This window comes from Streptomyces sp. NPDC059740 (assembly GCF_042733155.1).
In the GTDB taxonomy this organism is placed as follows: Bacteria; Actinomycetota; Actinomycetes; order Streptomycetales; family Streptomycetaceae; genus Streptomyces.
This window is the reverse complement of record NZ_JBHWGP010000005.1, coordinates 1-13,887: the sequence shown is the minus strand read 5'-3', so window position 1 is coordinate 13,887 and position 13,887 is coordinate 1. Positions and strand designations below refer to the sequence as shown.

At 72.3% G+C, this 13,887-nt stretch carries 12 protein-coding genes and 1 pseudogene; 8 read left to right on the top strand and 5 right to left on the bottom strand.

The genetic code is table 11. The annotated features are described in order from the left end of the window. Nucleotides 1-127: 127 nt before the first annotated feature. Nucleotides 128-1,153 (bottom strand): chitinase, encoded by a 1,026-nt coding sequence (locus ACFV3R_RS08420; protein WP_385577587.1) that lies wholly within the window; start codon nt 1,151-1,153, stop codon nt 128-130. Between the two features lie 153 nt (nt 1,154-1,306). Further along, complete coding sequence (locus tag ACFV3R_RS08415; protein ID WP_385577584.1) at nt 1,307-2,701, bottom strand: sugar porter family MFS transporter; 1,395 nt, start codon at nt 2,699-2,701, stop codon at nt 1,307-1,309. Between the two features lie 204 nt (nt 2,702-2,905). On the opposite strand from ACFV3R_RS08415, the gene ACFV3R_RS08410 reads away from it, so the two are divergent. From ACFV3R_RS08410 to ACFV3R_RS08400, 3 genes are read left to right on the top strand one after another with little or no spacing between them, the layout of a single operon-like run. Then, complete coding sequence (locus ACFV3R_RS08410; protein WP_385577581.1) at nt 2,906-4,171, top strand: ROK family protein; 1,266 nt, start codon at nt 2,906-2,908, stop codon at nt 4,169-4,171. Between the two features lie 32 nt (nt 4,172-4,203). Further along, a complete protein-coding gene (locus ACFV3R_RS08405; RefSeq protein WP_385578263.1) occupies nt 4,204-5,691 on the top strand; it encodes a sulfatase-like hydrolase/transferase in 1,488 nt (495 codons plus the stop codon). After that, nucleotides 5,688-6,647, top strand: a complete 960-nt coding sequence (locus ACFV3R_RS08400) for a formylglycine-generating enzyme family protein (RefSeq protein WP_385577579.1) — start codon at nt 5,688-5,690, stop codon at nt 6,645-6,647. Before ACFV3R_RS08405 ends, ACFV3R_RS08400 begins: the two co-directional genes overlap by 4 nt. 61 nt (nt 6,648-6,708) lie before the next feature. On the opposite strand, the gene ACFV3R_RS08395 is transcribed toward ACFV3R_RS08400, so the two are convergent. Together ACFV3R_RS08395 and ACFV3R_RS08390 are read right to left on the bottom strand one after the other, a co-directional pair. Continuing rightward, entirely contained in the window at nt 6,709-7,332 is a 624-nt protein-coding gene (locus ACFV3R_RS08395; protein ID WP_385577576.1) for a GPP34 family phosphoprotein, read from the bottom strand. Between the two features lie 200 nt (nt 7,333-7,532). Beyond that, a complete protein-coding gene (locus ACFV3R_RS08390; RefSeq protein ID WP_385577573.1) occupies nt 7,533-8,588 on the bottom strand; it encodes a LacI family DNA-binding transcriptional regulator in 1,056 nt (351 codons plus the stop codon). Nucleotides 8,589-8,821: 233 nt separating this feature from the next. On the opposite strand from ACFV3R_RS08390, the gene ACFV3R_RS08385 reads away from it, so the two are divergent. From ACFV3R_RS08385 to ACFV3R_RS08375, 3 genes are read left to right on the top strand one after another with little or no spacing between them, the layout of a single operon-like run. Continuing rightward, the gene (locus tag ACFV3R_RS08385) at nt 8,822-10,132 is read left to right on the top strand and encodes an extracellular solute-binding protein (protein WP_385577570.1); all 1,311 of its coding nucleotides are present in this window, start codon (nt 8,822-8,824) and stop codon (nt 10,130-10,132) included. After that, nucleotides 10,129-11,028 carry a carbohydrate ABC transporter permease gene (locus tag ACFV3R_RS08380; protein WP_385577566.1) on the top strand — a complete coding sequence of 300 codons (900 nt, stop codon included), beginning with the start codon at nt 10,129-10,131 and terminating at the stop codon, nt 11,026-11,028. Before ACFV3R_RS08385 ends, ACFV3R_RS08380 begins: the two co-directional genes overlap by 4 nt. Further along, nucleotides 11,025-11,954 carry a carbohydrate ABC transporter permease gene (locus tag ACFV3R_RS08375; protein WP_385577563.1) on the top strand — a complete coding sequence of 310 codons (930 nt, stop codon included), beginning with the start codon at nt 11,025-11,027 and terminating at the stop codon, nt 11,952-11,954. Before ACFV3R_RS08380 ends, ACFV3R_RS08375 begins: the two co-directional genes overlap by 4 nt. 126 nt (nt 11,955-12,080) lie before the next feature. On the opposite strand, the gene ACFV3R_RS08370 is transcribed toward ACFV3R_RS08375, so the two are convergent. Beyond that, entirely contained in the window at nt 12,081-12,542 is a 462-nt protein-coding gene (locus tag ACFV3R_RS08370; protein WP_385577560.1) for a MarR family winged helix-turn-helix transcriptional regulator, read from the bottom strand. A gap of 127 nt (nt 12,543-12,669) precedes the next feature. Here ACFV3R_RS08370 and ACFV3R_RS08365 point away from each other — a divergent pair, with 127 nt between their 5' ends. Further along, the gene (locus ACFV3R_RS08365; protein WP_385577557.1) at nt 12,670-13,221 is read left to right on the top strand and encodes a DoxX family protein; all 552 of its coding nucleotides are present in this window, start codon (nt 12,670-12,672) and stop codon (nt 13,219-13,221) included. A gap of 445 nt (nt 13,222-13,666) precedes the next feature. Continuing rightward, nucleotides 13,667-13,887 (top strand): annotated as a pseudogene (locus ACFV3R_RS08360) (hypothetical protein); the annotation flags it as partial.

Genomic DNA, 13,887 nt, shown 5'->3' with positions numbered 1-13,887 from the left:
CCCCGCCCGGTAATGGGGCCCCTTCGTCGTGGGCGGGGCCCCTACGCCCGCCGGGTGGGGGGGCTCCGGGGCGGGGGGGGCCCGCCCCCCGGGCGGGGGGGTCCCGGGGGGGCCCCGCGGCGGGGCGTCAGCCGCCGAAGGCGTCGGTGAAGGCGAGCTTCCCCTGGGACACGCCGCTGCACGTCGAGGAGGCGTTGGGAGAGACGCCGGCCGCCAGCGCGGCGCCGCAGGACTGGTCGCGGTTGACCGACCAGAAGGACAACCGTCCCACCCCCTTGCCCTGTGCCCAGGACTTCACGGTGGCGGCGTTCTGCAGGGTGAAGGTCGAACCGTCGTCGTTGACGCCGATCATCGGGGTGATGCCGAGGTTGGCGTAGGTGTAGCCGGAGTCCACCGACTGCATCTGGGCCAGCGTGGCCTGGGCCGCCGAGATGGCCGCCTGGCCCATGTCCTGGGAGCCCTGGTAGTAGTCCATCGTCATGATGTTGACGACGTCGAGCCGCACCCCGGCGCTCTTGGCGGCGGACAGGATCGCGACGCCGTCCGCGGTGAGCCCGCTGGGCAGGACGGGCAGCGTGACCGAGACGGTCAGCCCCGGGTTGGCGGACTTCAGTGACTTCACCGCCGCCATGTTGCGCGCGATGGACGCGCTGTCCGCCACGGCCGCACCCTCGATGTCGAAGTCGAGGCCGGTGGCACCGTAGGAGTCGACGATCTTCTGGTACCCGGCGGTGATCTTGCTCTGGTCGGTACAGGTCCAGGCCAGTGGCAGTCCCGCGGCGCCACCGGAGGAGACGATGACCGAGGCGCCCTCGGACTTGGCCCGGCTGATCAGCGGGTCGGTGTACGAGTCGTTTCCGACCGGCAGCGTGTCGCCCCAGATCTGGTTGCAGCCGCTGCCTATGACGAAACCGGCGGTGAAGGTGCGCACCCCGTGCTGGGTGATGGCGGTGTCGAGCAGTCCTTCCTGGCTGTTCGACATGTCGGTGTACGGGGCGAAGGAAGAGGCCGCGAGGGGTCTGGAGGTGGCGGCCTGCGCGGGTGCGGCGGTCGCCGCGGTGGCGGTGGCCAGGCCGAGCGCCGCGGCCAGGCCGACGGCGGCACGCAGGGCGCTGGCGCGGCGGGTGGTGGAGGTGGGGGGACGACGACGCATGGTCCGGTCCTTCCGAGGACGGTGGGGCGCGCGACGGCACGGCCCCGGCCGGGGAGGCCGGGGCTGGGGGGAGGTGCGCTCGTCATCTTTGGACTGGACCAAAGCGGCGTCAAGGAGGCCGACGTTCAAGCGGAGGCAAACCCGGTGGGACGGTCAGGAGTCCGCCAGCTCCAGCTCCTCCAGCGACCGGCCGGTGGTCTCCCGGACGAAGACGACGGTGAAGGCGAAGGCGAGGACCCCGATCGCGGCGAACAGCGCGAACACGGTGCCGGTGCCCGCCGCCAGCAGGACCGGGAAGAGCAGCGAGACGAGGAAGTTGGCGGCCCAGTTGGCACCCGAGCCCGCACTCACCCCCGCGCCCCTGGTCCGCAGCGGGAAGAGCTCCGGCAGCATCACCCACAGCAGCGGTGCCCAGCTCAGCGAGTAGGCGGCCTTGAAGAGGGCGAGGCAGACCACCGCCGTCACCTGGCCGACGGTCTCGTCCAGCAGGCCGAACTGGAAGACCGCACCCAGTGTGGCCATGCTGACCACCATCATCACCAGGCCGGTCAGCAGCAGCGGCTTGCGCCCCACCCGGTCCACGACCCGGCCGGTGACGAAGGTGACGACGATCGACAGGACGCCCAGCCCCACGCTGTTGAGGAGCGCGGCCGAGTCCCCGAACCCGGCGGCCTTCAGGATGGTCGGCGCGTAGAAGACGATGGTGTTGCTGCCGATCACCTGCTGCACGACGGCCATGGCCAGCGCCACCCACAGCATCCGGCGCACCCGCCGGTCGCTCAGCAGCTCCCGGGCCCCCGCACTCGGCTGCCGCGCGGCACGCTCGATCTCCGCAAGTTCCCGTTCGGCCTCCGCGGGACCGTGCAGCCGCTCCAGCACCTGCCGCGCCTCCGCGGCGCGATCGTGGGTCGCCAGCCAGCGCGGGGTCTCGGGCTGGAACCACATGCCGAGGAAGAGCAGCACCGCGGGCACCACCGCCAGGCCCAGCATCCAGCGCCAGGCCCCGGAGCCGGAGAGCAGGAAGGAGATGAGGTAGGAGCTGAAGATGCCCACCGCGATCATCATCTGGTTCATCGAGCTGACCCGGCCGCGTATCCGGGTGGGCGCCAGCTCCGAGAGGTAGCTCGGAATGGTCGCCGACGCGGTGCCGACGGCCACGCCGGTGGCGGTGCGGAAGGCGATCAGCACCCAGGGTCCGGAAGCCGAGGCCATCCCGAGCGCGCCGACGGCGAAGACCACTGCCGCGCTCAGCAGCACCGGACGCCGCCCCCACCGCCCCGTCGAGGGACCCGCCACCGCGCAGCCCAGGATGGCGCCGATCATGAGCGAGCTGACGAACGCACCCTGCATCCACGAACTCAGGTGCAGGTCACGCGTGATGAAGAGCTGCGCGCCCGCGACGATGCCCATGTCGTAACCGGACAGCAGCCCCCCGAAGGCACCGCAGAGGTACAGCAGGGCGGCCCTTCCGCCGGCTGCCGGAGGCCGGGCGGGCAGCGGGGCCCCGGTCTGCGTGGATGCTCCGCGGTCGACGGGTGATGCGCGCATGAGGAACCTTCGCTCTCAGGGCCGGAAGGGGGAGGGAACACCGCTCCACCGCGAGGGCACAGGTCGCGAAGGACTGCGGCACCTCGTCGTGCTCCGTCCTCATTAACGTCAGGGCCTCGTCATATTTCAAGGGGCCCGGACAAGCTGGATCGAATTACGTGCGAGCTGTTGACATAAATGACGAGCGGGGCGGACGATGCGGGCATGCCAGCGGTCACCCACCAGTCAGCCCTGCGGCAGCTGCGGCAGAGCAACGTCGCACGCGTACTCGGTGAGCTGCGCACCCACGGGCCCCGCAGCCGCGCCGACCTCGCAGCCCTGACCGGCCTGTCCCGGACCACCCTCTCCGGAATCGTCTCCCGTCTGCTGCACGACGGCGTCCTGGTGGAGGAGGCCGGACCACGGACGGAGGCCGGCGGCCGCGGGCGCCCGACCCAGCTCCTGGCACTCAACCCCCGCTCCGCACAGGCCGTCGGCATCGAGGTCGGCCGCGAACGCATCAAGGTGGTCATCGCCGACGCCGCCCACGAGGTCAAGGCGGTCGGCGGTGCCCACCGCCCCGCCCGGGCCGACGCCCGGGCCGGCGCAGCCCTCGCCGTGGAGGTGGTCCGCGACCTGGCGCGGGACGAGGGCATCGACCTCTCGGCGGTCACCGGCGTGGGCGTCGGCACCCCGGGGCCGGGCGAGACCACCCGGCGGGCGGTGAGCGCGCAGGCCGCGGCGCCCGACGGGCCGGTCGTCCCCCGGCACCGGCAGCTCGTCGCCGACACGGTGGCCGAACTGCTCCAGGTCCCCGTCCTGGCCGACAACAACAGCCGGCTGGCCGCCCTGGCCGAGGCGATCTGGGGAGCCGCCCGTGGCACCGGCGAGGTGCTCTACGTCTCCCTCTCCTACGGCGTCGGCGGCGGACTCGTCACCGGCGGCAGGCTCTTCCGCGGTGCCCGTGGCGCCGCCGCCGAGATCGGCCACATCGCCGTCGACCCCGACGGCCCCCGCTGCTGGTGCGGCGGACACGGCTGCATGGAACTGACCGCGTCGGTTCCCGCGTTGCTGCGCGCCTCCGGCCGCCGGAGCTGGGACCGCCTGCGCCAGGCCCTGGACGCCGGGGAGGAGCGGGCCTGCGCCGCCGTGGAGCGCGCCTCCCGCGCGGTGGGACTGGCCCTCGCGGCCGCCTGCAACACGGTCAACCCGCAACGGGTTGTGCTGGGTGGCGAGGTCGCCGGCCTCGGCCCCGCCTTCCTCGGCCCGGTGGCGGCCGTCTTCCGCCACCACACCCCCGGCCGGGTGCACAGCGGCACCGCCCTGCTGCCCGCAGCCCTCGGCGACCGCGGCGGGGCACTCGGCGGCCTCGCCCTCGTCCTCCAGGAGTCCCCGCTCCTCGCCGGTTACACCGCCCCCGTCACCCCGGGGGCGGACGCCGCCCCCGACGACGACCCCCTCGCCCCCGCCCATGCCCGGAACGCGCAGTGAACGACCCGAAAGGCCCCGACGTGCGGCACAACATGCTCTTCCTCATGACGGACCAGCACCGTGTGGACACCCTCGGCTGTTACGGCAACCCTCATGTGTCGACGCCGCACCTGGACCGCCTCGCCGCGGAGGGGACCCGCTTCGAGAGCTTCTACACCCCCACCGCCATCTGCACCCCGGCCCGGGCCAGCCTCCTCACCGGTGCCGCGCCCTTCCGCCACAAGCTGCTGGCCAACTACGAACGCAACGTCGGCTACCTGGAGGACCTCGCCGACGGCCAGTTCACCTTCTCCGAGCAGCTGCGCGCCGACGGGTACAACCTCGGCCTGATGGGCAAGTGGCACGGCGGGGTCGAGCGCACCGCGGCGGACTACGGCTTCGACGGCCCCTCCCTGCCGGGCTGGCACAACCCCGTCGACCACCCCGACTACCTCGCCTACCTGGCGGAGCGGGACCTCCCGCCGTACCGCATCACCGACCTCGTGCGCGGCACCACCCCCAACGGCAGCCCCGGCAACCTGCTCGCGGCTCGCCTCCACCAGCCCGTCGAGGCCACCTTCGAGCACTACCTGGCCACCCGCACCATCGAGCAGCTGCACCGCTACGCCCAGGAGGAACAGGGCGGCGAGGGGCGGCCGTTCTTCCTGGCCACCCACTTCTTCGGGCCCCACCTGCCCTACATCCTCCCCGACGAGTACTACGACATGTACGACCCCTCACTCGTCGAACTCCCCGCCTCGGTCAACGAGACCTTCGCCGCCAAGCCCCCGGTGCAGAGCAACTACAGCAAGCTGTGGGCCTTCGACACCATGCCGCTGGAGGAGAGCCGCAAACTCGTCGCCGTCTACTGGGGCTACGTCACCCTCATCGACCGGCAGATCGGCCGCATCCTCGACGCGATGCGTGAACTCGGCCTCCAGGACCGCACCGCCGTCTTCTTCACCGCCGACCACGGCGAGTTCACCGGGGCCCACCGACTGCACGACAAGGGCCCGGCGATGTACGAGGACATCTACCGCATACCCGGCCTGCTGCGCGTCCCCGGGGCCCCGCAGGGGCAGGTCCGCGAGGAGTTCGTCTCGCTCACCGACTGCACCGCCACCATCCTGGACCTCGCCGGCGCCGACACCGCACCGGCCGTGGACAGCCGCTCCCTGCTCCCGCTGGCCCGCGGTGAGCACCCCGAGTGGGCCGACCACCACCTCGCCGAGTTCCACGGCCACCACTTCCCCTACCCCCAGCGCATGCTGCGCACCCGCCACCACAAGCTGGTGGTCAACCCCGAGTCGCACAACGAGCTCTACGACCTCCGGGCCGACCCCGACGAGCTCCACAACCGCTACCAGGACCCCGCACTGCGCACCGTGCGCGAGGACCTCACCCGACGCCTGTACGACCTGCTGCGGGAGCGGGGCGACAACTTCTACCACTGGATGACACCGATGTACGACGTCGCCACCGACTACGACACCACCCTCTCCTCCTTCGAGAAGCCGCAGCCGGCGCAGGAACGCGGATGAGCTGCGCGGCCTCGCCCGCGGCCGGGGGTGCGCAGCCCACGCCACCGGCCTGCTGCGCCCCCGCCCGCAGCGGCGGGGACACCGGGGAGGACGGCGCGCGGCAGACTGCGGCACCGTCCCCGCCCGGTCCCCTGCGCGACGCCCACCGGGCCCGCGTGGCGCTGCCGGGCGGCTCCTTCCGGATGGGCGGGGAGGACGCCGACGCCAACCCCGGCGACGGCGAGGGCCCGGTGCGCGAGGTCACGGTCGGTGCCTTCGCGATCGACGCCCACGCCGTGACCGTCGCCCGCTTCGCCGCCTTCGTCGACGCCACCGGACACCGCACCGAGGCGGAGTCCTTCGGCTGGAGCTACGTCTTCGCCTCCTTCCTTCCCGGCCGGCTGCGCCGGATCTCGCCGCGTCCCGAGGCCACCCCGTGGTGGTGCGGTGTGCGGGGCGCCGCCTGGTACGCGCCCGAGGGGCCCGGCAGCGGGGTCGAGGACCGCTGGGACCACCCCGTCACCCACGTGACCTGGGGCGACGCCGCGGCCTTCTGTGCCTGGGAGGGAAGCAGGCTGCCGACCGAGGCGGAGTGGGAGTACGCCGCCCGCGGCGGCCTGGACCAGGCCCGCTACCCGTGGGGGGACGAACTCACCCCGGGCGGTGAGCACCGCTGCAACATCTGGCAGGGTTCCTTCCCCTTCCGCAACACCCGGGAGGACGGCTACGCCGGCACGGCGCCGGTGGACACCTACGCCCCCAACGGCTTCGGCCTGTACAACACGGCGGGCAACGTCTGGGAGTGGTCCGCCGACCGCTGGCACCCGGACAGCACCGACCTGCGGGCGATGCGCGGCGGGTCGTACCTGTGCCACGAGTCCTACTGCAACCGCTACCGCGTCGCCGCACGCACCGCCAACACGGCCGACAGCTCCAGCGGAAACGTCGGGTTCCGGACGGTCCGCGACACCGCCTGAGCCGGGCTCCTCGCCCGGAGGGGAGGAGCGGCCCCCGGGGGAGGAGCGGCCCCGGGCAGGTTCACCCCGCCGCCGACGCGTTGTCCGCGGCCACCAGCCGGTGCACCGCGAGGGCGGGCCACTGCGTGCGGGCAAGTCCGGCGAGTTCGCGTCGCGTGCGCCAGGGGACACCGAGGCGCCGGGGCAGCTCCACCGCCGACGCCAGAGCGGCCAGCACGGCGGCACGTCGGCCGGCGCCCGGCCGGCTGCCGCTGTGGAAGGCCGCCAGCACCGCCGCGTGCGCGGCCGGGTCCTGCACGTGCAGCCGGGTGCTGGGGAAGACGCCCAGGACGCGACGCTCCTCCACGTCCACCACCCCCCTGCCGACGAGGCCGTCCAGGGCGAGGTTCTCCAGCCACTCGGCGTGCCCGCGCACCCAGGCCTTCGGCCGGTCGCCGCCCTTCTTGCCGACGGAGAGCTCGGCCAGCGCCGCGTCGAGGAGCGGCTGCCCCACCGGCAGGGGGTTGACCACGACCACGCGACCGCCCCGCTCCTCGACCGCGCCGCGCAGCGCCAGTTCGGCCAGCGCGGCGCCGGCCACCCCCCAGCTCAGGTGGCGGGCCTGGACGAGCCGTCGGGAGCGGTCGGGGTCGAGGCCGAGCAGCAGGAGGTCCTCGGCGAGCGTGGGGTGTGGTGAGGCGGTCATGGGTTCCAGGATGCCGTGCGCCTCGTGGGGGTTCCCCGGTCCTGCCGGCGGCGGGCCCGATCCGCCTACCCTCCTGTCCTTCACCGTAGGAAAGTTGTGGCGGAATTACCGGGAAGGTGTCGCTGGGTTTTCCGTATGTTTCGGTGGTTCCGCAGAAGTGGCCCACGGGTGGGAGACCTGGGCGGTGCGGCTGACCGGGTTCAGGGCGGCGGCGCGGTGCTCTCGCGCCGGATCAGGTGGGTGGCGAGTTCCAGGCGCTGCGTGCCGCCGGGCAGCACCGCCGTCATGCCCTCCAGGACCAGGCGTGCGGCCATGGCGGCCATCTCGCCCAGAGGCTGCCGGACGGTCGTCAGGGGAGGGGAGGCCCAGGCGGCGGTGGGCAGGTCGTCGAAGCCCACGACGCTGACGTCACGCCCCACCTGGCGGCCTGCCTGCCGTACCGCCTCATAGGCGCCGAGTGCCTGCAGGTCGCTGCAGGCGAAGACGGCCGTCGGCGGCTCGGGCAGGTCCAGCAGCTCGCGCATCGCGTGGTAGCCCGTCTCGTGGTGGAAGTCCCCGGGCCGCACCAGGCACGGGTCCACCGTGACGCCCGCACTCTCCAGTGCCGCCCGGTAGCCGTCCAGGCGGGCGCGGGAGCACAGCACGTCGTCCGGGCCGGTGAGGATGGCGATGCGCCGGTGCCCGAGGTCGAGCAGGTGCCGGGTGGCGGCCAGACCGCCGTGCCAGTTGGTGGCGCCCACGGACGGGATGTCCGGCTCCGGGTCGCCCACCGGGTCGACCACGACCAGCGGGGTACGCAGTTCCTGGATCTTGCGGAACTGCCCCGGGGCGAGGGCGGTCACGGCGAGGATGACGCCGTCGGACCCGCGCTGGGCGAGGTTGTCCAGCCAGCGCAGGACGTCGGTGGGCCGGCGGTGGACCGCGGTGACCACCACCCCCGCCCCGTGCTCGGTCGCCACCTCCTCCACGCCGTGCAGCACCTCCACCGACCAGGGGCTGTCGAGTTCGTTGACGACGAGGTCGACCAGCCCCACCGACCGGGCCGGGCGGGCCCGGCGCCGCAGGTAGTTGTGGCTCTCCAGTAGTGCCTCCACCTTCTCGCGGGTGGCGGCCGAGACCTGGCTGCGCCCGTTGAGGACCTTGGAGACGGTGGGTGTCGACACCCCCGCCTCGCGGGCGATCTCGGCGATGGTCACGCGGGAGGTGTCCGCCCCGCCTGCCGCCGCGGCGGTGTTCCTGCGTCCCGTCTCGACCACGCCTCACCTCTCTGTCGACTCCCCGTCCCGCGTCCCGCGGGGTCCGGCGGTACGGTCCCGGCCCGCCAACTTCTGCCGTCGTCCGGGAGTTTCGGGGCGACTCCGTCACCACTCCGTTATCGACAGGCCCGTTGACGCAACACTACAGAAACTTCTACGTTCGGCGCTCAGAAAGTTTCTCTCGACTTTCCGTAACCGGGGCCGGACGGTCCCCGGAAGGAGCGTGTTCGACGATGAAGCGTGCCCCCTTGCCCCGCGTCGCCCGCACGAGCGTCGCAGCAACCGGTCTGGCCGCCCTGCTACTGCTCGCCACCGCCTGCGGCAGCAGCGGCCCCGGCACCGCGGGCGGGTCGCAGATGACGGTGTGGGGTCTGCAGGACACCGCTCTGAACCCGGTGCAGAAGAGCACCGTGAAGAAGTACAACGACGCGACCGACGGTGCCGCCGCGTCCCTGCAGACCTTCTCCAACGACCCGTACAAGCAGAAGCTGCAGACGGCGCTGGGCTCGCCCAACGCGCCCGACGTCTTCCTCAACTGGGGCGGCGGCAACCTCTCGACGTACGTGAAGTCCGGACACGTCGCCGACCTCTCCGGGGACCTCGACGCGGACTTCCGGAAGAAGTTCCTGCCCAGCGTCTTCGCGGGCGGCGAGGTCGGCGGCAAGGTCTACGGGGTGCCCATGGAGGGTGTCCAGCCGGTCGCGCTCTTCTACAACAAGGACGTCTTCGCCAAGGCCGGGATCAAGCGGGCCCCCGCCACCTGGAAGGAGCTCCTGACCGACGTCGACCGGATGAAGGCCAAGAAGGTCACCCCGATCGCCCTGGCCGGTTCGCAGTCGTGGACGGAGCTGATGTGGCTGGAGTACCTCCTGGACCGCGTCGGGGGGCCGGCGAAGTTCCAGGCGATCCAGCAGGGCAAGGCCGGCGCCTGGCAGGACCCCGCGGTGCTCACCTCGCTCCAGATGATCCGGGACCTGGTGGACCGGGGCGCCTTCGGTACCAACTACGGTTCGGTCGGCCAGGACTCCGGAGGCGCCGACGCGCTCCTGGCCAAGGGACGCGCCGGCATGGAGCTGATGGGCTCCTGGGAGTACGCCGCCCAACTCGCCACCGCCCCCGACTTCGTCAAGGACGGCAAGCTCGGCTTCACCACCTTCCCCGCGGTCTCCGGCGGCAAGGGCGACCCGAAGAACCTGGTCGGCAACCCGTCCAACTTCTTCTCCGTCAGTGCCGGCTCCCACCACAAGTCCGACGCCGTCGACTTCGTGAAGAAGACGGTCGCCGCGCCGGACTACGTCAGCAAACTGATCTCCATCGGCCAGGTGCCGGGCGTCGCCGGCATCGAGAAGCAGCTCTCCACCGGCCCCAACGCCGCGTACACCACCTTCGTCTACGACCTGGTCAAGCAGGCCCCCTCGTTCGCCCAGTCCTGGGACCAGGCCCTCGCGCCCAAGACCGCCCAGACCCTCCTCACCAACCTGCAGCAGGTCTTCAACAAGCAGATGAGCCCCAAGCAGTTCACCGAAGCGATGGAAGCCAAGTGAGCCCGGCCGGCACGCGCCGCAGCGACGGGAGGCCCGGAGCGATCTGGGCCGTCCCGGCGCTGCTCTACTTCGTCCTCTTCGCCGTGGTGCCCATGGCACTGGTGGTGCTGCTCAGCTTCTGCGACTGGAACGGCCTCGGCTCGCCCCACTGGGCCGGCGGCGCCAACTGGGCCCGGCTGCTGCACGACCCCCAACTGGGCCACAGCCTGCGGGTCTCGCTCCTGCTGACCGTCGTCACCTGGCTGGTGCAGACGGTCATCTGCCTGCCGCTGGGCGTGTGGTGCGCAGGCCCGCACCGCTCCCGGGCGGTCCTGGGCACCATCTTCTTCGTCCCGCTGCTGATGTCGAGCGCCGCCATCGCCCTGCTCTTCAGCGCCCTGCTGGACCCCAACTTCGGTCTCGCCCACCTCGTGGGCCCCTGGCTGGGCGTGCCCGACGGCAACTTCATCGGCGATCCCTCGCTGGCCCTGTGGACCGTGATGGCCGTCGTCACCTGGCAGTTCACCCCCTTCCACACGCTGCTCTACCAGGCCGCCACCCGGCAGATCCCGGTGCAGCTCTACGAGGCCGCCACCCTCGACGGCGCGGGGCGGTGGCGCCAGTTCCGCTCGGTCACCGTGCCCCAGCTGCGCAACACCATCGTCACCTCCTCGGTGCTGATGCTGGTCGGCTCGCTGACCTACTTCGACATCGTCCTCATCCTGACCAACGGCGGACCGGGCACCGCGACCCGCCTCCTGCCACTGCACATGTACCTGACCGGTTTCTCCAGCTTCGACATGGGCTACGCCAGCGTCCTGGCCGTCCTCCTGCTGGTTGCCGGAACCACCCTTTCCCTGCTGGTCGTCCGGGTCACCGGCTTCCGGCGGATGGCCAGCCAACGGGAGGGCCTGTGACCGCCAACGCCCCCACCCCGGCCCCGCCCACCACGGCGCCGGCCCCCACCGCACCGGCGCGACGGGGACCGTCCGCTCCCCGGGGGGCCGGGCGGCGCAGGCGGGGGCGCGCCCGCCGCCCCGACGTGCTCGGTGGCTTCGGTGCGCTGCTCTGGCTGGTCGTCGTCGGCGTGCCGTTGTACTACGTGCTCGCCTCCAGCCTGCGGGAGAAGAGCGACTACCTCGACGCGGGGCCGCTGGCTGCCCCCACCCACCCGGTGCTCTCCAACTACCGCACGGTGCTGGAGTCCGGCTTCGGCACGTACCTGTGGAACAACGTCGTCGTCACCGTCTGCACGGTGGCGCTCGTCCTGGTGCTGGCACTGCCAGCCGCGTACGCCATCGTGCGCAGCCGCAGCCGTTTCGTCTCCGGCGGCTTCTCGCTCATGCTCATGGGCCTGGCGATCCCCGCCCAGGCGACGATCGTGCCGGTCTACCTGCTCATCACCCGGCTGAAGCTGTACGACACCCTCACCGCCGTCGTCCTGCCCTCCGCCGCGTTCGCGCTGCCGATGGCGATCCTGGTCCTCACCAGCACCATGCGCGACATCCCCGGCGAACTGTACGAGGCGATGACCGTCGACGGCGCCGACGCCCGGCGCGTCCTGCGCTCCCTGGTGCTGCCGCTGACCCGGCCGGGCCTGGTCACCGTGGGCATCTACACCGCACTCGGCGCCTGGAACGGCTTCATCTTCCCGCTGGTGCTGACCCAGTCCGACTCCCTGCGCACCCTGACGCTCGGCCTGTGGAACTTCCAGGGCCAACACGGCGTGGACGTGCCCGCCACCACCGCCGCCGTCGTGCTCTCCATGCTGCCGCTGCTGGTCGCCTACCTGGTCGGCCGCCGCCACCTGCTCAGCGGTCTCACCGCGGGCTTCGGCAAGTGAACGCCGCCCGCCCGCCCCGAGGCCACGCCTTGGGGGCGGGCAGGCGGCGCGGGGTGCCGGGCGGGGCGAACACTTCCGCGGCAGTTCCCCTGGCGGCAGGTCGTGCCACGGCCCAGGGCCCCGCGCTCAGCCGTGCGGCCGCAACCGCCGGCCCACCCGGCCGAGCCCGTCGGCGAGCGCGTCCAGTTCCTGCGGGCTGAGCACGTCGATCAGCGACTCCCTGACGGCGGCGACGTGGCCGGGCGCGGCAGCCCGCAGCGTCCGCGCCCCCTCCTCGGTCAGCGCCGCGACGACGCCGCGCTCGTCGGTCGGGCAGGAGCGCCGGTCGACCAGCCCCCGCGCCTCCAGCCTGCCCACCTGGTAGGTGAGGCCGCTTTTGGACGTGAGCAGCGACTCGGCGAGCTCGGTCATGCGGATCTCGTGACCGGGCGCCGCCTCCAGGCGCACGAGGATCTCGTACTGCGGGTGGGAGAGACCCGCGTCCTCCTTGAGCTGCTGCTCCAGGCGGCGGTTGACGCGGTTGCTGGCCTCGAGGAACGCGTGCCAGGCGGCCATCTCCGGTTCGGTCAGCCATGTGCCCTCGTTCATGGCCCCCATCCTAAGCGTTTGTTCATATTTGAACCATCCAGTAGTCTCCTTCCTCGTTCGAATTTGAACGACTTCAGTGGTGTGCCGGACGGCGCACTCGGCTGTGTCACGGAAGGAACGTCCCCCCATGACCCCCACCTCTCTCGCCGGCTCCGCCCGCCAGGCCCCGCTCGCCGCCCCTCCCGCCCCCGCGTCGACCGCTCACGACGTGGGGCTGGCACTGCTCAGAGTCGTCCTCGGCCTCACCGTCGCCGCCCACGGCACCCAGAAGCTGTTCGGCTGGTTCGGCGGTGGCGGCCTGGAGGGCACGGGCAAGTTCTTCAGTAGCGCCGGCTACCCGGCGGGCAAGGCGATGGCGGCCGTGGCCGGGCTCACCGAGACCCTCGGCGGACTCGGCCTCGTCGTGGGCCTGCTCACCCCCCTCGCCGCCGCGGCGGTCCTCGGCACCATGCTCAACGCGACGGCCGTGAAGTGGACGGGCGCCTTCTTCGCCCCCCAGGGCGTCGAGTACGAACTCCTGCTCACCCTCGGTGCCGCCTCGCTCGCCCTCACCGGACCGGGACGCTTCGCCCTGGACTCACTGCTGCCCGTGCTCCGCTCGCACCGGCTCCTGCGTGGGGTCGGCGCGATCGTGCTGGCGCTGGTCGTGGCAGTGGTCGTCCTGCTCGTCCGCAACTGACCGCACTACTCCGCCGCAAGGGCATGGCGCGCCGACGCGCCATGCCCTTCTGCATGCGCCACCGCGGTCACCCGCCGTGCACCGGCGACTCCGCAGCGTCGGCAGACTGGCCCGTCGTGGTGAGGGGCCGCACAGGACCTGCGTCACGACGGAGGCGCGGTAGTAGGGGAGCGGTTCCGTCGTGCCTCCCGGACAGCGCGCCGGCGTGACCGGTCGCGGCCCTTCTCCTACCCGCTTTCGTAGGTCACAGGTTGGCGCCGGTGGAGAGCCGGTTCCCAGGGTGGTGGACGTACCGGGGAGCCAGCGCCGGACACAGGCGGGAGTTTTTCTCGCCTGAGCCTGACACCGGCCCCGCGACGCGCCAGCCGCGTCGAGCAGCACCTGCGGGTGCTGCCGCCGACAGCCTGTCGGCCTCCCCACGATGTCCCCCGTAGAGAGGTACGCCATGACTGCCACCACCTTCACCGCCACCCGCTTCCGCAAGTACACCGTCGCCGGTATCGCCACCGCCGGTGCCGCCGCTGCCGCCGCCACGCTGGCCCCGACCCCGGCGCATGCCGCTCCGGTGCACGAGGCCAAGCCCGCGGCTGTCTCCGTCGCCCACGGCAAGAAGGCGGATGCGAAGGACGCGCAGGCCAAGGAGGCGGCGAAGGTCGCCAAGCTGGT

Coding starts and splice junctions, on each gene's coding strand:
- ACFV3R_RS08420 (WP_385577587.1), bottom strand. CDS start 1,153: ATGCGTCGTCGTCCCCCCACCTCCACCACCCGCCGCGCCAGCGCCCTG.
- ACFV3R_RS08415 (WP_385577584.1), bottom strand. CDS start 2,701: ATGCGCGCATCACCCGTCGACCGCGGAGCATCCACGCAGACCGGGGCC.
- ACFV3R_RS08410 (WP_385577581.1), top strand. CDS start 2,906: ATGCCAGCGGTCACCCACCAGTCAGCCCTGCGGCAGCTGCGGCAGAGC.
- ACFV3R_RS08405 (WP_385578263.1), top strand. CDS start 4,204: ATGCTCTTCCTCATGACGGACCAGCACCGTGTGGACACCCTCGGCTGT.
- ACFV3R_RS08400 (WP_385577579.1), top strand. CDS start 5,688: ATGAGCTGCGCGGCCTCGCCCGCGGCCGGGGGTGCGCAGCCCACGCCA.
- ACFV3R_RS08395 (WP_385577576.1), bottom strand. CDS start 7,332: ATGACCGCCTCACCACACCCCACGCTCGCCGAGGACCTCCTGCTGCTC.
- ACFV3R_RS08385 (WP_385577570.1), top strand. CDS start 8,822: ATGAAGCGTGCCCCCTTGCCCCGCGTCGCCCGCACGAGCGTCGCAGCA.
- ACFV3R_RS08370 (WP_385577560.1), bottom strand. CDS start 12,542: ATGAACGAGGGCACATGGCTGACCGAACCGGAGATGGCCGCCTGGCAC.
- ACFV3R_RS08365 (WP_385577557.1), top strand. CDS start 12,670: ATGACCCCCACCTCTCTCGCCGGCTCCGCCCGCCAGGCCCCGCTCGCC.